We start from the raw sequence: 20,726 nt of genomic DNA, 5'->3' as shown, positions 1-20,726 counted from the left end.
CCTGCGCGGCAGCACGACCCAGCCCGGCCGGCACTTCCTGCTCAGGCCTTCTCGAAGGTGGCGATGCCACGGTCGACGCTGGCCCGCTCCTGCTTGATCCGGCCGATCAGGTCCTCGGAGCGCTCGATGGATCCCAGCAGGGCCACCAGGGCGCCCTTCTCGCCGGCGGGCAGCGAGGCGGTGTCGATCACCTTCCAGCGCAGCTCGTCGATGGTGGCGGTGCGGTCGTGCCCGGGCGGGAGGTTGCTGGGCTGGTTGGCCTGCGGCACGACGATGGTGTCCATGCTGCGGTCCAGCCGCTCCAGCGCCTCCTCCAGGAAGACCTGGCTGGCGGGGCTGAACTGCTCGCGGCGGGTGCGTCGGGCGATCTGGTGCAGCTGTTCGGTGAGCGCGCCGGTGAAGTCCACCTCCTCGATCAGGCTGGCCACCAGGTCCATCTGCTCGCGGTCCAGGTCGTCGTGGAAGAGGTGGGCCGAGTAGGCGCGGATCTCACGGGAGAGGGAGTCGGTGGCGTCGGCGTGCTCGGCCGGCTCCTTGGGCGCCTCGGGGCGGCCGCGGGCGATGTCCAGGAAGAGGGCGCCGGCGATCAGCTGGCGGTGGATCTCGGCCTGCACGGCGGGCACCGCGCGCGAGAAGTCGTCGCGCACCGCGTCGTCCAGGTAGCGCGGGTGCGAGAAGTCCTCGGCCTCCTCGGTCTTGGCGCCGATCCGGCTCAGGTATTTCTCGAAGGTTCCGATGAAGGGGAACAGGATCAGCACGTTGAAGATGTTGAAGAAGATGCTGAAGGCACCCACGGCCACCGGCACCATCGGGTAGGTCTTGTGGCCGTCGACCATGACCGGTGCGCCGGGGTCGATGTTGAACAGCCCCAGGAGAGCACCCGGATGGCGGGGAAGAAGAGGGCCAGCACCACGAGGACGCCGATGAAGTTGAAGGCGATGTGGGCATAGGCGGTGCGCTTGGCATTCTTCGACAGGTTCAGCGAGGCGATCCACGAGGTGATGGTGGTGCCCAGGTCGGCGCCGATGGCGAAGGCGATCCCGGTCTGCCAGGGCAGGATGCCCGACGCGCCCAGGCCCATCACGATGCCGATGGTGGCCGAGGAGGAGTGGATCATGGCCGTGATCAGCGCGGCGATCAGGGCGCACACCAGCACGCCGCCGATGTTGGAGGAGTCCAGCCCCTCCAGCACGTTCATCACCGCGGGCATGTTCTTGAGCGGCTTGAGGCCGCCGGTCATCAGGTTCAGGCCGTAGAAGACCAGCGAGAAGCCCATCAGCGCGAGTGCCAGGTTGCGGGTGCGGTCCTTGCGCGAGAAGCAGTAGACCAGCGCGAAGATGCCGCCGAAGAAGAGTCCGAGCGGGCCCAGCGGCAGCGCGATCAGCCCGTTGCCCAGCGTGGTGCCGATGTTGGCGCACATGATGACGCTGATCGCGGAGCGCAGGCTGAGCACCCCGGCGTTCACCAGGCCCACCGTCATCACCGTCATGGCGGTGGACGACTGGATGATGCCGGTGATCACGGTGCCGGCCATCACCCCCTTGGCGGGGGTGCCGGCGATCTTGGCCAGCCACTGGCGCATCTTGTTCACGCTCAGCGCCTGGATGCCGGTCTCCATGAACTCGAGGCCCAGCAGGAAGATGCCCAGGCCCCCGACGACGGGGACCAGGATGTCCTTGAAGATGTCTGCGTCCATTGCTCTGTCTCTCTGAGGGGATGGGATCAGTCGAGGGTCTGGAAGGTCGTGGCCCAGTAGGAGGCGACGGCGCGCGAACCGGCCTCGGGCAAGGGCAGGTAGCCCAGTCCGGTGGTGGAGGTGTCGTAGTCCTGCACCAGCCAGCGCAGCCAGCCCAGGGTGCGGCGGGCATCGGCCTGGTCCTTCGGGTCGGTCTTCATGACCACGTAGATCGGCAGGGTGAGCGGGTAGGCCTCCCGGGCGGTCTCGGTGGGGGAGAGCCCCGTGAAGTGGTCCCCGGCCTCCCAGTCCATGCCCTGCAGCGCCGCGGCCATCGCCTCGGCGTCGGGGGCAGTGAAGTTGCCGGCGCGGTTCTTGAGCTGCACCACCTGCAGGCCGGCGCTGCGGGCCTGGCCGGGCTCGACGTAGGCCAGGGCGCCCTCGGTGGCACCGGTGCCCTCCACCATGCCGCTGGAGCGCTCCGCGGCCCGCCCGATGTCCTCGGGGAAGTCGACCTGCGGACCGGAGCCGGGGCCGTCGGCCCACTCGGGGCTGTTCTCGCTGAGCCAGCTGGTGAGCCCGGCCGTCGAGCCTGAGCCGTCGGAGCGGTGCAGCGGTGTGATCGCCAGGTCAGGGAGCTGGAGACCGGGGTTGAGCGCACCAATGGCGGGATCGTTCCAGCGGGTGATGCTGCCCAGGTAGATCCGGGCGACGGTCGGGGCGTCGAGTCGCAGGGCGCGGCCGCCGAGGTCCAGGTCGTGCACCAGGGCCAGCGCGCCGGCGGCGACGGGGAACTGGCCGGCCTGCAGCTCGGCGAGGGCGGTGGTGCTGAGCGGGTAGTCGCTCACCGCGAAGTCCACCTCGGGATCGGACAGCCGCATCACGCCGCCCATCGAGCCGACCTTCTCGTAGTCGATGCCGCCGGAGCCGTCGAGCACCCAGTCGCCACCGGTCTGGCCGGGGCGGTCGGGATTGTCGGCCGCCACCGCATTGCGGTAGTCGGCCACCGAGCGCTCCACCAGCGGGGCCGCCAGCGTGGAGCCGGCTCCCACCAGCTGGGAGTCGTTGCCGCGGTTCCACAGCAGTCCCAGCGCCAGCAGTCCCACCAGGACTGCGATGAACAGTGGCATCACCAACCGTCGTCGGCGTGCCTCGTCGGTCCGCACGACCGGTACTCCGTTGTCGGGCGACCCGAGTATGGTGCTTCCCCCTGGGCGTCGGTTTCCTTCGGTGATTCAACGGGTTGAGCGTGACGTCCAGCTGCCATGGCGATGGCGGGTGGGTGAACAGGCCGTTGCCGGGCGGGGGCGCGCGCGATCCCAGGCCTGCAAGGACTCTGGGCCCGCTGGTGACCGGCGACCCTGCGGGCGGTTGCCTCCTCCAGCCGGCCCGACAAGGCGGAACGGCGCCCCATCGGTGGATGGGGCGCCGTTCGGAGGAGGCAGTGGCTCAGGCCAGCTTGTCGAGGCGGCCGTAGTGCTCGGCCAGCAGGTAGTAGACGGTCAGGCGGTTCTTGCGACCGGAGATCTTGGCGCCGATGGAGGCGATGACCTCGTCCACCTCGGCGTCGGAATCGGTGATGCCGAGCTTCTTCTGCACGAAGTTCTCGCGCACGCGCGCCAGCTCCTCGGGGTCGGAGAAGGAGACCTGGGCGGAGTCGGCCTTGGACAGGACCAGACGGTAGGTCTGCTCCATCTTGGTGACGAGTTCGGCGCTGGCGCCGGGGGCGTACTTCTGGATGTCTGCGAGGTGATCCATGACAAGCCTTTCTGGGGAGTTCTGCCAGCACCATGGTGCCCCCTGCCGGGGCCAAGGGTGCGGATTGGGCCGATTGTCCATGCCCGCGGCGTCCGCCGCTTCGGGTGCACCCCCAGGGGGATGGTCGAACCGAGGGATGGTTGGCAAGGCTGTATGGCATGAAGGCACTCACCTGGCAGGGCGTCGAGGACGTCCAGGTGCGCGAGGTCCCCGATCCGCGCATCATCGAACCCACCGACGCGATCGTGCGCGTCACCTCCACGGCCATCTGCGGCTCGGACCTGCACCTGTACAAGGTGCTGGGCCCCTACCTGCGTCCCGGCGACGTGCTGGGCCACGAGTTCATGGGCATCGTCGAGGAGGTGGGCAGCGGGGTGGCGAACCTCGCGGTCGGCGACCGCGTCGTGGTCCCGTTCACCATCTCCTGCGGGCACTGCTGGATGTGTAGCCGCGGGCTGTACGCGCAGTGCGAGACCACCCAGAACGTGGAGCAGGGCAAGGGTGCGAGCCTGTTCGGCTACACCTCGCTCTACGGCTCCGTGCCGGGCGGCCAGGCCGAGCTGGTGCGCGTCCCGCACGCCGACTTCGGCCCGGTGAAGCTCCCCAAGGACGGCCACCCCGACGAGCGCTACCTCTACCTGTCCGACATCCTGCCGACCGCCTGGCAGGGGCTGCAGTGGGCCGACGTGCCCGAGGGCGGCACCCTGGTGGTCGTCGGCCTCGGACCGGTGGGCCAGCTCGCGGTGCGGGCCGCCCGCCAGATGGGCGTGCAGCGCGTGATCGGGCTTGATTTGGTGCCCGAGCGGCTGCAGCGGGCCGAGGCGAGCGGTGCCCTGGTGCTCGACGTCAGCCGCACCAAGGACGTCACCAAGGCCGTGCTGGATCTCACCGACGGCCGCGGCGCCGACTCGGTGCTGGAGGCGGTGGGCATGGAGGCGCACGGCAATCCCGTCGCCGAGAAAGTGATCGGCCTGGCCACCAAGCTGCCTGGCCCTATCGCCCGCGCCTCGATGGAGAAGGCCGGCCTGGACCGGTTGGAGGCGCTGCACACCGCGATCGACGTGGTGCGTCGCGGCGGCACGGTCTCGATCAGCGGCGTCTACGGCGGCATGGCCGACCCGATGCCGATGATGAGCATGTTCGACAAGGGCATCACGGTCCGGATGGGCCAGTGCCACGTGAAGCGCTGGACCCCGGAGCTCTTCGACCTGGTGAACCAGGCCGACGACGTGCTCGACCTGGAGCACCTGGCCACCCACCGGCTCCCGCTGGACCAGGCTGCCGAGGCCTACAAGATGTTCCAGACCAAGTCCGACGGCTGCCAGAAGGTCGTGCTCAAGCCCTGAGCCGCCGACCCCCGGCCATCCTCCCCGGCCCCACCCGAACCCATCGGTTGGGGCCGGGGTGCGTCCGGCCTTGTCGCACACCTCTTCCGCGGCGGGGAGTCGTCACCTAGGGTGTGCCGGGTTGTCATCGTCGACGAAAGGCCGCCCATGTCGCAGCACCCCCAGGAGCCCACACGCGCGTCCAGCAGCCCTACCGCTGCCGCACCGCCGGACGTCGTGCGCTCCGTCACCAACCGACGGGTGCTGCTGGGCTCACTGAGCGGCTCGGCCATCGAGTGGTACGACTTCCTGCTCTACGGAACCGTGGCCCCGATCATCTTCGCCAAGCAGTTCTTCCCGCAGGGTGACCCCTTCGTGCAGCTGATGGCGGCCTACTTCGGTCAGGCCCTGACCTTCCTGATCCGCCCGCTGGGTGGCGTCTTCTTCGCCCACATCGGTGACCGGGTGGGCCGCAAGAAGACGCTGGTGATGACGCTGACCATCATGGGCCTGGGCACCGTGGCCATCGGCCTGCTGCCCACCTATGCCCAGATCGGGATGGCGGCGCCGGTGCTGCTCTACCTCTTCCGGATCATCCAGGGGCTGGCCATCGGCGGTGAGTGGGGCGGTGCGCTGCTGCTGGCCTACGAGTACGCGCCGCGCGAGCGACGCGGCTTCTTCGGCTCGATGCCGCAGCTCGGTGTCACGGCCGGCCTGCTGCTGGGCAATGCGGCGGTGCTGCTGGCCACGCTGCTGCCGGGCGATGCCTTCGACAGCTGGGGCTGGCGGGTGCCCTTCGTCTTCTCCATCGTCCTGGTGGCGCTGGGCCTGTGGATCCGCGGTGGCCTCGACGAGACGCCCGCCTTCCGCGCGCTGCAGGAGACCGGCCAGGTGGAGAAGACCCCGCTGGCCACCACGCTGCGCGAGCACTGGCGCGCCGTGCTGCTCGCGGTCGGGGCGAAGGCGGCCGAGACCGCACCCTTCTACATCCTGGTGACCTTCATCGTGGGCTATGCCACCAGCAAGCCGCTGTCCTACACCCGCAGCGACGTGCTCACCGCCGTGCTGGTGGGCGCCGCCGTCGCCACGGCCGCGATCCCGCTGATGGGAATCCTGTCCGACCGGCTGGGGCGTCGCCCGGTCTACATGGCCGGCGTGCTGCTCTTCGGCCTGTCCGCCTTCGCCTACTTCCCGATGGTGAACTCCGGCAAGCTGTGGCTCTTCGTGCTGGCCTCGGTGATGAGCCTGGGGCTGGCCTGGGCGCCGGTGACGGCGACGCTGGGCACCATGATGAGCGAGACCTTCACCGCCAACATCCGCTACACCGGCGTGACGCTCGGCTACCAGATCGGCGCCGCCCTGTTCTCCGGCACCGCACCGATGATCGCGCTGTGGCTGCAGCACCGGGCCGGCGGCTCCTGGCTGCCGGTGGCCCTGTACTGGGCCGGCCTGACAGTGCTCTCCTTCTGCTCGGCCTGGGCCGCCCGTCACGTGGCGGTGCGCGAGAACCAGCTGGCCTGAGCAGTCGGGGCCGCGGTTCGGCTGGCCGTCCGGGTGGATCCACGTCCCACCCCTTGCACCCCGGGGCCTGGTGGGCGATGGTGGCTGGACAGCGAGCCACGAAGGAGTGAGCGCCATGCAGACCACCCCGCTTCGCGCCGCGAGCAGCGGCAGCCAGCCCCACGTCGTCGTGGTGGGTGCCGGGATCGTCGGGCTGTCCACCGCCTGGTTCCTGCAGGAGCGGGGCGTGCGGGTGAGCGTGCTGGACCGCACCGGGGTGGCGGCCGGTGCCTCCTGGGGCAATGCCGGCTGGATCTCGCCGGGCATGTCCATCCCGCTCTCGGAACCCTCGGTGCTGCGCTACGGCCTCAAGGCACTGCGCGACCCGGACTCGCCGCTCTTCGTGCCGGTGAAGGTGGAGCGAGAGCTGATCGGCTTCCTGCTGGGCTTCGCGCGTCGCTGCACCATCGGCCAGTGGCAGAAGGCGATGCAGCACTACATCCCGATGAATGCCCTGGCCATCGAGTCCTACGAGCTGCTGCGCGCCGGCGGGGTGGACAGCCCGGTGCACGACGCCCCGCTGATGGCCGCCTTCCTGGAGGAGTCCGATCGCGAGGCGCTGGAGCGCGAGTTCGACCTGATCCGTGAGGCGGGGGTGGCGCTGCAGGCCGACCGGCTCACCGGCGACGAGCTGCGGGCCGAGGTGCCGGTGCTCTCCCAGCGGGTGGCTGCGGGCATCGCGATCCGCGGCCAGCGCTACATCCACCCCGGTCGCTTCGTCGAGGCCCTGGCGGACAGCGTGCGCAGCCGGGGCGGCGAGATCGTGCTGGGCGCCGACGTGAAGCGACTGCGCCAGGGGCCGGGCGGGATCACCTGCGAGCTGGTGGGGCGTGAGCCGGTGCGCGGTGACGCGGTGGTGCTGGCCACCGGCGCCTGGCTGCCGGAGCTGGCTCGCCAGACCGGGGTGAGGACGCTGCTGGTGGGCGGCCGTGGCTACTCCTTCTCCGTGGCGACGCACCAGCCGGTGACCGGGCCGGTCTACTTCCCGGTGCAGCGCGTGGCCTGCACACCGCTGGGGGAGCGGCTGCGGGTGGGCGGCACCATGGAGTTCCGCGGTCCCGACGAGCCGATGTACCCGGGCCGGGTGGAGGCCATCGTGCGCACCGCGGAACCGCTGCTGGACGGCGTGGACTGGCAGGACCGGCAGGAGACCTGGGTGGGCGCGCGCCCGGTGACGGTGGACAACCTGCCGCTGGTGGGACCCACCGAGCAACCGGGGGTCTGGGTGGCCGGTGGTCATGGCATGTGGGGCATCACCCTGGGGCCGGCGACGGGCCGGCTGCTGGCCGAGTACGTGACCGAGGGGCGCTGTCCGGAGCCGCTCAAGGCCCTGGACCCGTTGCGCTGAGCGCTCCCGGTCAGGGCCAGGCGGTCACGGCGGCGATGGCCCCGGCCACGGCGAACAGCAGGACCAGCACCACCACGACGAGCGTGCCCCGCAGCAGGTCCGCCAGGTAGTTGCCCCTGACCACGGTGACTCCGTGGTGCGCCAGAGCGTCTGGGGCGGGTAGGTCCTGCTCCGCCACCACCACCCAGACGCGCCCGTGACGCATCGACCAGTAGCGCTCGTTGCCGCTGCGTGGGTTCGGGACGATCCACCGTCGCGCCCGGGTCCCGGCCAGGGGAAGTTCCCTGGGCCCCAGCACGGTGTGGGCGCCGAGCGTCGACCCGGTCGCCAGGGCGCCGCCGCGCAGCGCCAGCGGCAGGACCACGTGCAGCATCCCGAAGGCCCAGATGGCGGCGAGCAGGAACAGTGGAAGAGCCTCGAGGTCACCGGCCTGTGCGCGGGGGTCGCGGCGGCCAAGGTTGACCAGGGCCACCACGGCCGGGAAGCCGGGGATGGCGAGTCGGCTGGCCCACAGCCTCGTCGACAGCCAGAGGCTCGCGCCGGCATCAAGGGCCTGGTCGGCCCGTTCCAGCACCTGGTCGGGACCCACCTCCAGCTCGCTGAGGCGCTGCAGGTGCCGGGGCCCACGACGCGACCCCTGCCGTTCACCCGGTGCTGGTTCCTCCATGATCATCATCATGGCGCCGGCCGTCGGGCTTCGCCGCGTGCCCCTCCGAGCCAGGTGGGTCGCACATTGTCAGTGGTTGTGGTTGCTCTACCAACCACAACCACTAACGTGGCGTGGCGGTTCAGAATTCAGGGAGTTGATCCCGGTTGGGAGAAGGTTGGCAAGGGCACAAGAGTCAACGGCTCGGTGTGTCTTGCGGGGGGGATCTGCGGCCTCGCGACTGCGGACGCTGCCACGGTGCAGGCTTCGGCAACCCCATCTCCCACGTAAAGCACAACGGGGAGGTCGTGGCAGCGTGATTGACATCGACAAGCATTGGGAGCATCTGGAGGAACTGGCGGAGGCTGAACAGCTTCGCAGCATCACGATCGTCCCGAAGGTTCCGCCAGGCGACTTGAGTCCTGACTTCATCGAGTACATGCAGGCGTCTCGCAGCGCAGAGTTCGCCCGCCGGTTCTCCTTTGTCCTGCTCGGCATGGTGCACTTCCACCCGCAGTGCATCATCTACGTCGACAGCGATGACGAGGAGTTCTACCAGCGCCACCCGGGGCTGGCCAGCGATCTGGATGTTCGTGACGTCGACCAGGACAAGCTGGAGAGCTACATCCACGCTGTGATGGGGGATCGGGAACCACGCATGGTCTTCCATTTCACCGAGCTCGACATCCTGGTCAGGCTCACAGGTGGTCTCGACAACGACATCTATGGGGAAGATCCCCAGTTCGACGCCATGCTGTCGCGTCTGGTCGCTTCCCAAGGCCTGTTCCTGGAGACCTACGAGAACATCTGGGCTGCGAAGCCGGACGAAGCCTGAGCTGCACCAACGGCGAAGCCCCTGACCAGCAAGAGTGCTGGTCAGGGGCTTGTTCTCGTTGCATCCCCAACGGGATTCGAACCCGCGCTGCCGCCTTGAAAGGGCGGTGTCCTGGGCCGCTAGACGATGGGGACCCGACCGCCCAATCCTAGGGGGTCCGTGCGTGCGCGCCAAACGGCTCAGTTCACCGTGACGTGCACGTGGTTCATGTGGTTGGCGTTGTCGCTGCCGCGGTCGGCCATCGGGCGCCAGCCCTCGGAGGAGCGGGCCACCGACCAGATGTGCTGGTCGAAGATGATGTACTTCACGCCCAGCCGCCCGGCATTGGCCTGCACGTGGCGGGCGATCTGCCAGCCCAGTGCCTTGTTGGCCTGGTAGTTCGGGAGCATGATGTCCACCGCGTGGCCACTGGGGTGGTCGGGCAGCGGGTCCGAGCGGACGCCGTACATGGTGGCGATCTGCGGGTAGTTGGCCCGCACGTCGCCCACGATCGCCTTGGCCGCGGGCACCAGCGAGTCCAGCCCCGACGAGCCACCCGTGTTCAGGCTGCCGCTCACGGAGCGAGCCAGGTTGGGTGAGGACAGCGACAGGTACATGGCGGTCACCCAGCGCTCCGCGCCGTTCACCACCACCTGCGCGCGACCATTGGTCACCACGCCGGTCACCGCCAGCCGCGTCCCGGCTGGAACCTCGCCCACCATGCCAGGGCCAGAGGAGGAGGTGCGCAGGTTCAGCGCCACCCGGGCATAGCGACTGCCGATGGTGGCGGGCGCCTTCGGCGCCACCGGAGCGCTCGTCGTGGACGAGACCGAGGCCAGGTAGTTGGCGTTCACCCAGCGCAGGGCTCCCTGCCAGACGATCTGGGCCACGCCCTGCTGCTTCTTGCCGGTCAGGTTCAGCACCGTCCCCTGGGGGATGTCGCCCAGGTTGGTGAACTTGCTCCCGGGGGCGGTGCGGATCATCAGGGCCGTGGTGGCCCGGGCCTTGCGAGTGGTGGTCGGCAGCGGTGCGCTGCTGGGCCGCGAGCGGGTGAGCCAGGCCGAGTTGATCCACAGGATCCGCCCACCCATCCGCACCTGGCTCCAGCCGCGTTCGGTGCGGCCGGTGAGCGTGACGCTTGCTCCCTTGGGCAGGACCGTGAAGACCCGGTTGGACAGCCCGGCACCGACGCGCACGTTCACCGACTCCAGCGCGTGCGCCGTACCGGCGCTGCGGCCCGAACTGTCGCTGACCTGGCTGGAGACCACTGCGGTCCGCGCTCGCAGGTAGGCGGCGGAGACGAATCCCTTGCGCCCCTGGAAGAGCACCGGGTACCAGCCGCCTCTGGCCGGCCCGGTGGCGGTCACCTCCTGGCCGGGCGACAGTGCCCCGATCACCGACGTGGCCGTGCTCGGCCCGGAGCGGACGTTCACCGAGGTGGTGGCCACCATCGTGGTGGTCCTGGCCTGGGCCAGGGTTCCCACCACGAGCTGGTTGCCGCCGATCAGCATGCCGGCGACGACCGTCGAGGCCGCCACCTGGCGCGCAGCGCGCAGTGCACTCATGAGTTCCCTTTCGCGGTTCTTCCCCAACCGCTGTGGACAAGCAAGGGGGGCACCGGCCTGGACGCTTCCCCACGTCCCCGGGCTGACCCGGTAGGGCCGGTGCAGCCCCCTCGCTGCGGGACTCTAGGCAGCCGAAATCGATGGCAACAAATGGAACAGAAATGAATGAAATGGCGCTGACCAGCGGACACGCCGAATGCGTGGCGAAAATCTCCAGCCGGTAATTACAACACTGTGTTTCGGAAACAATGTTGTTCATCATATTGAGATGACTAGGCCTGATACCCGTCGCCTCCAGCCGGGATCCTGGCTCCCACGCACCGCATGGGTAGTGGATGAGCAAACGCCCAAAATGAGCTGAGAGCATTGCTCAGCTGACCTGAACCCGAGGTTGAGATTGAGGTTCTGCTGCTATTTCTCGAGCCAGCTGCCATCGGCATCGACGACGGCGCGAGCCAGCCGCCCGTGACACCGCACCGCCCAACCGGACTGCAGGTCGGCACGGTCCACCAGGGTGGCGCCAGTGACTGCGGACACCACGGTCAGGGCCTCGTCGTCGGCCTCGGCCACCACCAGCCGATGCTCGGGGGAGGCGACGACCAGACCCAGCAGGGTCGGCTCCACCGGCGGACAGACGAGCAGCAGGGGCCGGGGGCGGCACCGCTCCAGGCTGGCCAGCAGCTCCCGCAGCGAACCGGGGGCCTGGCTGCAGACCAGCACATCGGCATCGGCCAGCTCGGCGGTCGGCGGATCGGCCCAGGTGGCCATCCCCGGATCCGCGAGCCGCGCGTCGACGATCTGGTGCTGCTGGCGGAAGCGATCCAGTGCGGCGCGCTGGCCCTCGTCGGGGGTGGCGGCCGGGGCGGCCTCCACGCGGCTCACCGGCGCCCCGAGGGCCCGTTCGGCGGCCAGTCGGGTCTGGCGGTCGCGCAGGGCGGCCAGGGCGAGCAGCACCAGGCCCACCGCCAGCACCACCAGGAAGCCCGTCATGCAGGCGAATCTACCCGGAGTCGGCGGCCCGCACGGGGCACACGATTCGAGCTGCGTGGCTCGCCGAAACCGGCACTGACCAGGTGCCCCCACTGGGGATCGAACCCAGGACCCATGGATTAAAAGTCCACTGCTCTGCCAGCTGAGCTATAGGGGCGAGGTGCCGGGCCCGCAGGCCCGGCGCCCAGCGAGTCTAGACCTTCCAGCGGTACAGGTGGTGCTCCCACTCGTTGGCGAAGGAGTCGGTGAACGTGCCGTCCGAGACCTTGATGGTGCGGTCCTCGTCCACCACCTCCACCTCGGTGACACCCTCGGGCATGACGTAGTCGTAGCTGCCATCGGTCTCGTGGATGTCCTGCATGGCCAGCAGGTAGGAGTTGCCGTCGGGCGTGCTGGGCCACCAGCGGGTGTACAGCTTGTCGTTGAAGCGACGGTTCTGGCTGCGCGAGTTGAAGACCTCGGCATGGGTCTGCAGGCGCGCCTTCACCTTCTCGACGCGATCGCTCACGCCGCGGGCGAAGTGGTCCTTGTCGCGCACGCCGAAGACGCCCGGGCGCCAGCTCAGCCAGGAGTCGTCGGTCACCGTGTTGGGGTCAACGCCCTGCTTGGGCTCGGTGCGGGCGTACCAGAAGCGGTGCTCCTCCTTCGCGTCGCGCACCGTGTCGCCGGCCTTGTAGGCGGTCTTGGCATTCCAGATCGGCGCCTTCTTGGAGTCCGGGAAGGTCTGCGGGAAGAGCAGGATGCCCGAGGCGCCGCCCAGGATGCAGCTCATCATGGCGCCCTCCACCTCGTCGGCGCTCGGCACCGAGGACCAGCCCGGCTCGCCGGGGGCGGTGACGCCGCCGTGGCCCAGGGCCACCAGGCCCCAGACCGGACGCGGGACGGTCAGGAAGGCGCGGCAGCGCTCCACCGTCTTGCCGTGGATCCAGGCGCGGCGGGCGATCTCCTTCGGGATGCCCCAGGCATCCTCCACCTGCTGGCAGACGGTGGGGCTGAAGCAGTAGGAGTACAGGTCCGCGGAGACCTGGTGCAGCTTGGGGCGGTCCACCAGCGGCCGCACCCGGTAGCGGTCGATCGAGGAGATGGTCACGCCGGTGCCGAAGTTGGAATAGGCCAGCGCCCCGTCGGGGATCTGCTTCATGGCCTTTTCCATCTTCTGCATCTTCTCGGTGGCCATGTCGGCCTCGTCCTCGGGGAGCCAGCCGATGGTCTCCGCGCCGGGCTTGCCGGTCATGTCCATGCCCACCGTGCGGATGGTCCAGATGCCGGCCTTGCGCAGCCCCTCCGGGGTCACCTGCGGGTCCACGACCACGGCGCCGTCGGCATACTTCTTCTCGGTGGGCAGGTCCTCGTCGAAGGCATTCATCCACCACTCGGCCACCGGGAAGCGCTTGGTGTCGGTGAGCACCTCGGCATTGCTGAACTGCTTGTAGTAGGCGGGCCCGCCGAACCACCAGTCGGCGCCGCGCACGGCCGGGTCGGCCTCGGCCACGCCGGCGGCATGGTGGGCCGCCACCCGCTCGGGGGCCAGCGCCTTGCCGAAGATCGCCAGGTGGGACCACTGGCCCGACAGCGAGGCGCCCTCGCCGGCCTTCTTCATGCCGATCAGCACCTTGGTGACCTTGCCGACGAAGGGGCCGATGCTGCCCTCGCCCACCTTCTTGCCGTCGACGTACTGCGCCACGGCACCGGCCTTGTCGGCGGTGAAGGCGACGTGGTGCCAGGCGCCCGGCAGCTTCGGGGTGGTGGACTCGACGGCCTTGTAGCCGGGCCCCTCGGCCACCAGACCGGTGCCCTCCTGCTGGAAGCCGAAGGACCAACCGGTGTCGTCGGTGGAGGAGTCCAGCTTCAGCAGGCACTGCGCGTAGTTGGGCTCCTCCTGGTTCATCCACATCTCGACGCTGAGCCCGGTGCTGGCCACCGTGCCCAGCCAGGTGGTGGCATCGGCCACCTCCACCCAGGCGGGCTCCACGCTGGAGCCGGAGTAGAAGGCGCGGCCCACCGCATCGGGCGCCGGGGTGAGCAGCGCATCATTGGCCCACCACTGCTTGCCGTGCAGGGTGGCCTTGTGACCGTGGCCGGAGCGGTCGGCCGGGGCCTTCGCATCGGCGTCGTCCTGGAAGTCCAGGTAGAGCAGTGGCTCGTCGGCCAGGATCTCCTTGGCCAGGCCCTGACCGGTGGTGGGAGCCCCGCTGGAGGCCTCGGCGCTGGGCGTGGGCGACGGGGACGTCTCGTCGTCGCCGGAGCATCCTGCCGTCGCGGCGACGGCCAGGCCGGCGGTTCCGGCTGCCCCGATCGCAAGGAAGGTTCGGCGGTTGGTGCTGGTCACGGATCAGACCCTTCGGTTCGCGGACAGATGTGGCGTTCAGGTCGGGGGTTCCGACCACACTAACAACGCCGGCCAAGACCATCCTGAGCGCCGTCTGGGTCACTCGCCCCGCCCGGCTGGGGGTGCACCGGGCCCCAGCTGAGGAAGCGCTGGCGGTGTTCACCCCGATGTCGCCTTGCACGCCTAGGGTTGGGGCGTGCGTACACCTCGAGACATCGAATGCTGGCTGACCGACAAGGACGGTGTCCTGGTCCACGAGGACGAGCCGATCGGCGGCGCCTCGGAGCTGATCCAGCGCTGGGTCGACACCTCCCACCGCTTCCTGGTGCTCACCAATGACTCCTCCATGACCCCGCGCGACCTCAGCGCTCGTCTGGAGATGTCCGGCCTGACCGTGCCGGAGGAGAACCTGTGGACCTCCGCCCTGGCCACCGCCGACTTCCTGCAGCGGCAGCGCCCCGGGGCCCGCGTCTACGCCATCGGGGAGGCGGGCCTGACCACAGCACTGCACCAGGCCGGCTTCATCCTCACCTCCACCGAGCCGGACTACGTGGTGCTGGGCGAGACCCGCACCTATTCCTTCGAGTCCATCACCCAGGCCATCCGCCACATCGTCGCGGGCGCCAAGTTCATCACCACCAATCCCGACACCACGGGCCCCAGCGCCCAGGGCCTGCTGCCCGCCACCGGTGCTGCCGCGGCCATGATCACCGCGGCCACCAACCGTCGCCCGTACGTGGTGGGCAAGCCCAACCCGATGATGTTCCGCTCCGCCATGAACAAGATCGACGCCCATGCCGAGACCACCGCCATGATCGGTGACCGGATGGACACCGACATCGTCGCGGGCATGGAGGCGGGGCTGTTCACCGTCCTGGTGCTCACCGGCATCACCGGCCGGATGGACCTGGAGCGCTTCCCCTACCGCCCGGACCTGATCGTGGAGAGCGTGGCCGAGCTCAAGGACATGATCTGATCCCTCGGGCCAGCCCGGTCCGGATTCAGACCAGCCAGGGCGGCTCGACCTCGGCGGGCGGCTGGTGCGCCTCCCAGCGCATCCACCAGCCGGCGCAGCCCTCGGGCGCCACCTCCGGGCGCAGGTGCGGCACCCGCTCGTGCAGCTCGAACTTCACCCGCGCCAGGCGCAGCAGGTCGCGCTCGTTGTGCGGCACCTGGGGGTCCAGCAGGTCCTTCTCCAGCTGCCAGGCCTCGCGCCGCAGCTCGACCACCTCGCGGGTGAGCGCCTGCTCGGCGGCACCCAGGCCCAAGTGTGCCTCCGCGGCGCGCATCCAGCCGTAGTCCATGTTGATCCGGATCAGGCCGGGGTCGATGGTGAGCGAGTCGTGCACGTCCATCTCCGGCTCGATCACCGTCGCGCCGGCGGAGCGGGCATAGGCCACCTCGTCGCGCTCGGTCTCGTCGCTCATGATCTCGGTGGCGCGCATCATCACCGAGATCATGTCCTTGCGGGCATAGCTCTCGTGGACGCCGGTGCCCGGGGCGTTCGAAGTGACCACCCAGGTGGGGCTGGAGCCCAGGTGGCCCACCGCCATCTCGGCGGGCAGGTTCTCGCGCACCCCGCCGTCCACATAGGTCTCGTCGTCCAGCGGGACCGGGACGAAGACCGCGGGGATGGAGCAGGAGGCGAGCACACCGCGGCTGAAGTCGTGGCGGTTGCCGCCGATCGGCACGTCGTCGCGGTCCACGATGGTGCCGTCCTCGCGCATGAAGCGCAGCTCGCCGCTCTCCAGCGCGGTCAGCGCGATGCGTACGGTGACGCCGGAGGCCGCCACCTTGGTGGAGTCGAAGATGCCGCTGCCCAGCAGCTCGCGCAGGATCGGGCCGGGGATGTACATGGAGCGGGTCTTCTCCGCGCCCGACAGGATCAGGCCCAGGTCCTGCCCGACGCCGCGCATCCGGCTCAGCCCGGCCAGCACGGCCATCACGGTGGTGGGGGAGAGCTCGGCCGGTTCCACCTCTGGATCCCGGGTGGCCAGCGCCAGCGTCTCCAGCTGCGGGCTGAGCGGTTCGCCCTCCTGCTCGTCGTGCGGCTCCTCGTGCTGGGAGCGCTGCTGCGGGGCATCCTCCGGGTCGATGGTGAAGCCCTTGGTGAAGGGGAGCTGGATCCGCGGCAGGTTGGCCTGGCTGCGCCAGCCCAGCCGGGAGGAGGAGTGGTCACGTTGCACCAGGGCCATCAGCTCCGGGCCGCGGGAGCGGAAGCGACGGAACCACTCACGCTCGGTGAACATGTCGCTCTGGCGCTCCATGCCCAGCCACAACCGCTCCAGCTCACGCACCGAGGCGGCCTGGGCGGCAGGGTCGGCGGACTGCGCGAGCAGGGCGGTGAGGATGCTCCCGGCGCTGGTGCCCACCATCACGGTGGGGGCGATGCCGGCCCGCTCGTAGAGGTAGCGCAGGGCACCGATCTGGAAGCTGGCCTTCGAGCCGCCGCCCGACAGCACCAGGCCCTCGCGCTGCTCTCGGTTCTGCAGCAGCGAGGTGACGCCGGGGATCCCCAGCCAACCGCGACGAGCCATGGATCCAGCCTAACGCCGCCCTGGCTTGCCGTGATGTGCCGCTGCTGAGCGGGGTTTCAGGCCCGCCGACGGCTGGGGAAGAATGGTGGGGTGAAGGAAGCTCCCTCGATCCCCGCCGATCCGGCCGCCCCCGTCGCCGGACCATCCGTGGCCCGTCAGGCCCCGGTGGACCTGACCCGGTTCGCCTGGTTGTCCATCGCCGCCGCCCTGGGCACCATCGCGTTGAAGACCTTTGCCTGGCGGATCACCGGATCGGTGGGCCTGCTCTCCGACGCCGCCGAGTCCGTGGTGAACCTGGTGGCGGCCGTCGTGGCGCTGATCGCGCTGCGGGTGGCCATCAAGCCGGCCGACAAGAACCACAACTTCGGCCACTCCAAGGCCGAGTACTTCTCCGCCGCGGTGGAGGGCGTGATGATCTTCGTGGCGGCCGCGGTGATCATGGTCACCGCCGTCGAGCGCTTCCTGCACCCCCAGCCGCTGGAGAACGTGGGCGTCGGCCTGCTGGTCTCGGTGCTGGCCTCCGTGCTGAACGGCACGGTGGCCTGGGTGCTGCTGCGCGCCGGCCGCAAGTACCGCTCCATGACGCTGACCGCCGACGGCAAGCACCTGCTCACCGACGTGTGGACCTCGGTGGGCGTCGTGGTGGGCGTGCTGCTGGTCTGGCTGACCAGGTGGCCCCGGCTGGATGCCGTGGTGGCCTTCGCAGTGGGCATCAACATCCTGTTCACCGGCTGGAAGCTGATCAGCGAGTCCACCGCCGGGCTGATGGACGTGAGCCTGCCCAAGGAGGACAACGCCGCCATCCGCGGCGTGCTGGAGGGCTTCAAGCAGGAGCACGTGATGTTCCACGCGGTGCGCACCCGCGAGTCGGGCAACCGTCGCTTCATGGACATGCACCTGCTGGTGCCGGGCGCCTGGACCGTGCAGGCCGGCCACGACCTGGTGGAGGACATCGAGCAGGAGCTGCTCAAGCTCTACCCGGACCTGCACATCATGATCCACATCGAGCCGATCGAGGACCCTCGCTCCTACGACGACTACGACTTCGGCTTCAACTGATCCTCGCTGCGTGCTCCGCCGGAGGGGCGGTCCCCACGGCGCTCCCGGGGCCTGCCAGCGCTCCCGGTGGGGCGGTGTGCCTCGGCTGATGTGTGGATGCACACGCCCATCCACACTTCAGCTCGACGGCCCCTAGGATTCCCCCATGACGCAGCAGTCGCACGCGGTCCCCAGCTGGGACGAGTACTTCCTGGGGATCGCCACGGCGGTCTCCGCCCGGGCGAAGTGCACCCGACGACGGGTGGGGGCGCTGCTGGTGCTGGACCGTCGCATCATCGCCACCGGCTACAACGGCGCCGCCCCGGGCCGCCCCGACTGCCTGGAGGGCGCCTGCCCGCGCGGCCAGCTCTCCTATGACCAGGTGCCCGGGCTGGGCGACTACGACCGGCCCGGCACACCCGGCTTCTGCATCGCCATCCACGCCGAGGTGAATGCACTGCTGTTCAGCACCCGCGACACCAAGGGCGCCGTGGCCTACATCACCGACGAGCCCTGCCCCGGCTGCCGCAAGGCGCTGGCCGCCGCGGGCATCGTGCGCGCCGTCTGGCCCCAGGGCGAGCTGGCCGCCGAGCAGCTCGTCGCCTTCTGACTCACTCCCGGGCCAGCACCACCTCGGCGAGCACGTCGAGCAGCACCGGGTCGAGCTCCAGCGCGCGCAGCACCGCCATCCGGCGGGCGGCGGTGGGGTTCTCGGTGATCGCGTCGTAGCACTGCTGCTTGGTGGTGAAGCCGATCTCGGCGCGGTCCAGCAGGGTGAACAGCCGCTCGGCCACCTGGTTGTCGAACTCGCGCGGACCATCGAACCGCGCGCTCGCGCCGGTGGCGGTGGGCACCTCGCCCAGCTCCACCACCTGCTCGGTCCCGGCGCCCACCAGCACCAGCCGGTAGCGGCGCTGGGCCGGCAGCAGGTCCAGCTCGCCCTCGGCGGGATGGATCACCAGCTCACCGCTGTCGTGGTGGTAGTCGAAACGGGTGCGCACGGTGCGCGGCTCCAGCCGGTCGTCGTCCTCGACCAGCGTGTAGCTGCCGTCGGCGCCGGCGAAGACGCGCAGCTCCAGCGACTCGGGGATCTCGATGCGCAGCAGGTCCTGCCCGTCGGCGTCCTGCCCGGTGAGCGGCACGATGGCGCCGGCCCGGGCCAGGACGGGGATCGAGTCCAGCCGGCGGTGCATGGTCACCCGGCGCCCGCCCCGGTAGGACAGGCCGGTGAAGAAGTCCACCCAGTCACCCTCCGGCAGCCAGAGCGTGGTCGAGGCGGTGCGCGTACCCGCGACGGTGGGGCTGGTCAGCGGGGCCACCAGCAGGTCGCGGCCAAACCAGTACTGGTTGTCGCACTGGTAGGCCGCCAGCTCCTCCGGCTCGGTCCAGTACATCGGGCGCAGCAGCGGGCGCAGCTCACGGCTGGAGGCCTCGTTCTCGGTGAACAGCCAGGGCACCATCCGGTGGCGCAGCCGCAGGAAGTCACCCATGATCCGCTCCGCCACCGGACCGTGGCGCCACGGCTCCTTGCCGAAGAAGGCGCCGTTCGACGAGTGCAGCCGGTTCACCGGGCTGAAGACGCCGAACTGCAGCCAGCGGGTGGCCAGCTCGTCGTCCTTGTGGCCGAACATGTGGCCACCGATGTCATGGCTCCACCAGCCGTAGCCGATGTTGGAGGCCGTCGCGGTGAACCAGGGCTGGAAGTGCAGCGACTGCCAGGTGACCACCGTGTCGCCGCTGAAGCCCACCGGGTAGCGGTGCGAGCCGGGCCCGGCATAGCGGCTGAAGGTGAGCCCGCGCTCCCCGTCGCGCTGCGAGTCCAGGAAGTGGCAGTGGTTCAGCATCCACAGCGGGTCCAGGCCCGGGATGCGGCTGGTGGCGCCCTGCTGCCAGTCCACCCACCAGAAGTCGACGCCCTCGGCCTCCATCGGGTGGTGCAGCTGCTCGAAGTAGGCACGGATGAAGGCCGGGTCGGCGAAGTCGAAACTGGCCGGCAGCTCCGTGGCCGGGTCGATCCCCAGCGCCTCGGCCATTCGCGGATAGGCCTCCTCGAAGGCCCGCACCCCCTCCGCGGGATGCACGTTCAGGCTGATCTTCAGCCCGTGCTCGTGGAGCCAGGCCATGAAGCCGACGTGGTCGGGGAAGAGGTCCGGATTCCAGGTGTAGCCGGTCCAGCCCGCGCCGAAGCGGGGATCGATGCTGGTCAGGTGCCAGTCCATGTCCACCACGGCGACACTGAAGGGCAGCCGTTCGGCCTCGAAGCGGGTGATCAGCGCCTGGTACTCCTGGTCGGTGTAGGGGTGGTAGCGGCTCCACCAGTTGCCCAGGGCGTGGCGCGGCAGCGCCGGCTGGCGCCCCGAAATCCGGTAGAAGTCCGCCACCGCCGCCGGGTAGTCGTGGCCGTAGGCGAAGACGTAGACGTCCACATTGCCGGGGATGCGCTGCGCCACCCAGTCGTCGACCAGGGCGAGCGAGGCGGAGTCGTCGAGGCTGGTGATGCCCAGCTCGTTGGCCAGGCCGGGTTCCAGGTCGGTGGGGCCGTCCACCGCGTCGAGGGTGCGGGCGGTGCCGCCCAGCTGGGTTCGCTTGCCGACGTACTGGCTGAAGGCGCTGTCGGCCTCCTGCCCGGGGCGCCAGATGGAGTGGTAGCCACCGGTGAGCTCCTTGACGCTGAGGTTCTCGGCGCTGAACTCGCCGCCGGCATGGTCCAGGTGCAGGTAGCGGGTGATGATCTGCACCCGCTCGCCGTCGCGGAAGACCTTGAAGTCAGGCGTGGGCAGGTCACGGTTGATCACCACCTGCGTGGCACGGTCCTCGAAGCTGCCGGTGGGGGAGTACTCCAGGCGCAGCAGCCGTTCGGTGAGCACGGTGAAGCGGACGTTCGTGCCCTGCACCACCGACTCGGGGCGGGCCAGCGGCGTGGTGGGCAGGTGGAACTGGGGCGGCAGCACGGGCATGTCCCCAGCCTAGGTGGGCCGGCGCCGCGACGGACCTCGCGGCAGTAGCTGACCCGGGCCGGGTGCACGGTGGTTGAACAGTTGGTGAAGCCGTCGGCGTGCTCTGCGGCGGCGGGCTCGTCGCGACGTAGCTTGGCGGCATGGACGGACCCCAGGTGGCCCCGGGAGCAGTTGGACTCCCACT

Annotated in this window: 17 protein-coding genes and 2 tRNA genes; 7 read left to right on the top strand and 12 right to left on the bottom strand. The window is 69.8% G+C overall.

The features are described 5' to 3' along the window. Nucleotides 1–41: 41 nt before the first annotated feature. The 4 genes from ABD073_RS10300 to ABD073_RS10285 all read right to left on the bottom strand — a co-directional run bounded on the left by ABD073_RS10300 (nt 42) and on the right by ABD073_RS10285 (nt 3,433). Entirely contained in the window at nt 42–836 is a 795-nt protein-coding gene (locus ABD073_RS10300; RefSeq protein ID WP_343874316.1) for a Na/Pi cotransporter family protein, read from the bottom strand. Further along, entirely contained in the window at nt 752–1,696 is a 945-nt protein-coding gene (locus ABD073_RS10295; RefSeq protein ID WP_343874315.1) for a Na/Pi cotransporter family protein, read from the bottom strand. The genes ABD073_RS10300 and ABD073_RS10295 overlap by 85 nt, the downstream gene beginning before the upstream one ends. A gap of 26 nt (nt 1,697–1,722) precedes the next feature. Further along, nucleotides 1,723–2,805: a phosphate ABC transporter substrate-binding protein PstS gene (pstS, locus tag ABD073_RS10290; protein WP_343874313.1), complete on the bottom strand. Its 1,083-nt coding sequence runs from the start codon at nt 2,803–2,805 to the stop codon at nt 1,723–1,725. A 319-nt stretch (nt 2,806–3,124) separates the two neighbouring features. Then, nucleotides 3,125–3,433, bottom strand: coding sequence for a DUF2853 family protein (locus tag ABD073_RS10285; protein ID WP_343874312.1), 309 nt, complete (start codon nt 3,431–3,433; stop codon nt 3,125–3,127). Nucleotides 3,434–3,591: 158 nt separating this feature from the next. On the opposite strand from ABD073_RS10285, the gene ABD073_RS10280 reads away from it, so the two are divergent. The 3 genes from ABD073_RS10280 (at nt 3,592) to ABD073_RS10270 (ending at nt 7,666) form a co-directional block, all read left to right on the top strand. Continuing rightward, nucleotides 3,592–4,779 carry a zinc-dependent alcohol dehydrogenase gene (locus ABD073_RS10280; RefSeq protein WP_343874309.1) on the top strand — a complete coding sequence of 396 codons (1,188 nt, stop codon included), beginning with the start codon at nt 3,592–3,594 and terminating at the stop codon, nt 4,777–4,779. Between the two features lie 147 nt (nt 4,780–4,926). Continuing rightward, the gene (locus ABD073_RS10275; RefSeq protein WP_343874307.1) at nt 4,927–6,279 is read left to right on the top strand and encodes an MFS transporter; all 1,353 of its coding nucleotides are present in this window, start codon (nt 4,927–4,929) and stop codon (nt 6,277–6,279) included. Nucleotides 6,280–6,394: 115 nt separating this feature from the next. Continuing rightward, nucleotides 6,395–7,666, top strand: coding sequence for an NAD(P)/FAD-dependent oxidoreductase (locus ABD073_RS10270; RefSeq protein WP_343874306.1), 1,272 nt, complete (start codon nt 6,395–6,397; stop codon nt 7,664–7,666). 10 nt (nt 7,667–7,676) lie between these two features. Here ABD073_RS10270 and ABD073_RS10265 read toward each other — a convergent pair whose 3' ends face one another. Next, nucleotides 7,677–8,333: a hypothetical protein gene (locus ABD073_RS10265; RefSeq protein WP_343874304.1), complete on the bottom strand. Its 657-nt coding sequence runs from the start codon at nt 8,331–8,333 to the stop codon at nt 7,677–7,679. 295 nt (nt 8,334–8,628) lie between these two features. Between ABD073_RS10265 and ABD073_RS10260 the strand changes: the two genes are divergently transcribed. Continuing rightward, nucleotides 8,629–9,147 carry a hypothetical protein gene (locus ABD073_RS10260; protein WP_343874303.1) on the top strand — a complete coding sequence of 173 codons (519 nt, stop codon included), beginning with the start codon at nt 8,629–8,631 and terminating at the stop codon, nt 9,145–9,147. Nucleotides 9,148–9,208: 61 nt separating this feature from the next. On the opposite strand, the gene ABD073_RS10255 is transcribed toward ABD073_RS10260, so the two are convergent. The 5 genes from ABD073_RS10255 to ABD073_RS10235 form a co-directional block, all read right to left on the bottom strand. After that, nucleotides 9,209–9,281, bottom strand: a tRNA-Glu gene (locus tag ABD073_RS10255). Nucleotides 9,282–9,326: 45 nt separating this feature from the next. Further along, nucleotides 9,327–10,691 (bottom strand): SH3 domain-containing protein, encoded by a 1,365-nt coding sequence (locus ABD073_RS10250; RefSeq protein WP_343874302.1) that lies wholly within the window; start codon nt 10,689–10,691, stop codon nt 9,327–9,329. A 411-nt stretch (nt 10,692–11,102) separates the two neighbouring features. Continuing rightward, nucleotides 11,103–11,681: a hypothetical protein gene (locus ABD073_RS10245; protein WP_343874301.1), complete on the bottom strand. Its 579-nt coding sequence runs from the start codon at nt 11,679–11,681 to the stop codon at nt 11,103–11,105. Between the two features lie 84 nt (nt 11,682–11,765). After that, nucleotides 11,766–11,838 (bottom strand) — tRNA-Lys (locus ABD073_RS10240). Nucleotides 11,839–11,874: 36 nt separating this feature from the next. Beyond that, on the bottom strand, nt 11,875–14,010 hold the full coding sequence (locus ABD073_RS10235) for a LamG-like jellyroll fold domain-containing protein (RefSeq protein ID WP_343874300.1): 2,136 nt from the start codon (nt 14,008–14,010) through the stop codon (nt 11,875–11,877). A 196-nt stretch (nt 14,011–14,206) separates the two neighbouring features. Between ABD073_RS10235 and ABD073_RS10230 the strand changes: the two genes are divergently transcribed. After that, nucleotides 14,207–14,986: an HAD-IIA family hydrolase gene (locus ABD073_RS10230; protein WP_343874299.1), complete on the top strand. Its 780-nt coding sequence runs from the start codon at nt 14,207–14,209 to the stop codon at nt 14,984–14,986. A gap of 25 nt (nt 14,987–15,011) precedes the next feature. On the opposite strand, the gene ABD073_RS10225 is transcribed toward ABD073_RS10230, so the two are convergent. Then, nucleotides 15,012–16,547, bottom strand: coding sequence for a patatin-like phospholipase family protein (locus ABD073_RS10225; RefSeq protein ID WP_343874298.1), 1,536 nt, complete (start codon nt 16,545–16,547; stop codon nt 15,012–15,014). Between the two features lie 108 nt (nt 16,548–16,655). Here ABD073_RS10225 and ABD073_RS10220 point away from each other — a divergent pair, with 108 nt between their 5' ends. Then, entirely contained in the window at nt 16,656–17,606 is a 951-nt protein-coding gene (locus ABD073_RS10220; protein ID WP_386751670.1) for a cation diffusion facilitator family transporter, read from the top strand. Between the two features lie 145 nt (nt 17,607–17,751). Beyond that, a complete protein-coding gene (locus tag ABD073_RS10215) occupies nt 17,752–18,195 on the top strand; it encodes a deoxycytidylate deaminase (protein WP_343874297.1) in 444 nt (147 codons plus the stop codon). Nucleotide 18,196: 1 nt separating this feature from the next. Here ABD073_RS10215 and ABD073_RS10210 read toward each other — a convergent pair whose 3' ends face one another. Further along, the gene (locus tag ABD073_RS10210) at nt 18,197–20,542 is read right to left on the bottom strand and encodes a glycoside hydrolase family 31 protein (protein ID WP_343874295.1); all 2,346 of its coding nucleotides are present in this window, start codon (nt 20,540–20,542) and stop codon (nt 18,197–18,199) included. Nucleotides 20,543–20,726 lie beyond the last annotated feature (184 nt).

The sequence above is a fragment of the Luteococcus peritonei genome, from assembly GCF_039526385.1.
GTDB classification, from domain to species: domain Bacteria; phylum Actinomycetota; class Actinomycetes; order Propionibacteriales; family Propionibacteriaceae; genus Luteococcus; species Luteococcus peritonei.
Note: the sequence above shows the minus strand (reverse complement) of the source record. Positions and strands in the feature narration are given on the sequence as shown.

Coding starts and splice junctions, on each gene's coding strand:
- ABD073_RS10300 (WP_343874316.1), bottom strand. CDS start 836: ATGGTCGACGGCCACAAGACCTACCCGATGGTGCCGGTGGCCGTGGGT.
- ABD073_RS10295 (WP_343874315.1), bottom strand. CDS start 1,696: ATGGACGCAGACATCTTCAAGGACATCCTGGTCCCCGTCGTCGGGGGC.
- pstS (WP_343874313.1), bottom strand. CDS start 2,805: ATGCCACTGTTCATCGCAGTCCTGGTGGGACTGCTGGCGCTGGGACTG.
- ABD073_RS10285 (WP_343874312.1), bottom strand. CDS start 3,433: ATGGATCACCTCGCAGACATCCAGAAGTACGCCCCCGGCGCCAGCGCC.
- ABD073_RS10280 (WP_343874309.1), top strand. CDS start 3,592: ATGAAGGCACTCACCTGGCAGGGCGTCGAGGACGTCCAGGTGCGCGAG.
- ABD073_RS10275 (WP_343874307.1), top strand. CDS start 4,927: ATGTCGCAGCACCCCCAGGAGCCCACACGCGCGTCCAGCAGCCCTACC.
- ABD073_RS10270 (WP_343874306.1), top strand. CDS start 6,395: ATGCAGACCACCCCGCTTCGCGCCGCGAGCAGCGGCAGCCAGCCCCAC.
- ABD073_RS10265 (WP_343874304.1), bottom strand. CDS start 8,333: ATGGAGGAACCAGCACCGGGTGAACGGCAGGGGTCGCGTCGTGGGCCC.
- ABD073_RS10250 (WP_343874302.1), bottom strand. CDS start 10,691: ATGAGTGCACTGCGCGCTGCGCGCCAGGTGGCGGCCTCGACGGTCGTC.
- ABD073_RS10245 (WP_343874301.1), bottom strand. CDS start 11,681: ATGACGGGCTTCCTGGTGGTGCTGGCGGTGGGCCTGGTGCTGCTCGCC.
- ABD073_RS10225 (WP_343874298.1), bottom strand. CDS start 16,547: ATGGCTCGTCGCGGTTGGCTGGGGATCCCCGGCGTCACCTCGCTGCTG.
- ABD073_RS10215 (WP_343874297.1), top strand. CDS start 17,752: ATGACGCAGCAGTCGCACGCGGTCCCCAGCTGGGACGAGTACTTCCTG.
- ABD073_RS10210 (WP_343874295.1), bottom strand. CDS start 20,542: ATGCCCGTGCTGCCGCCCCAGTTCCACCTGCCCACCACGCCGCTGGCC.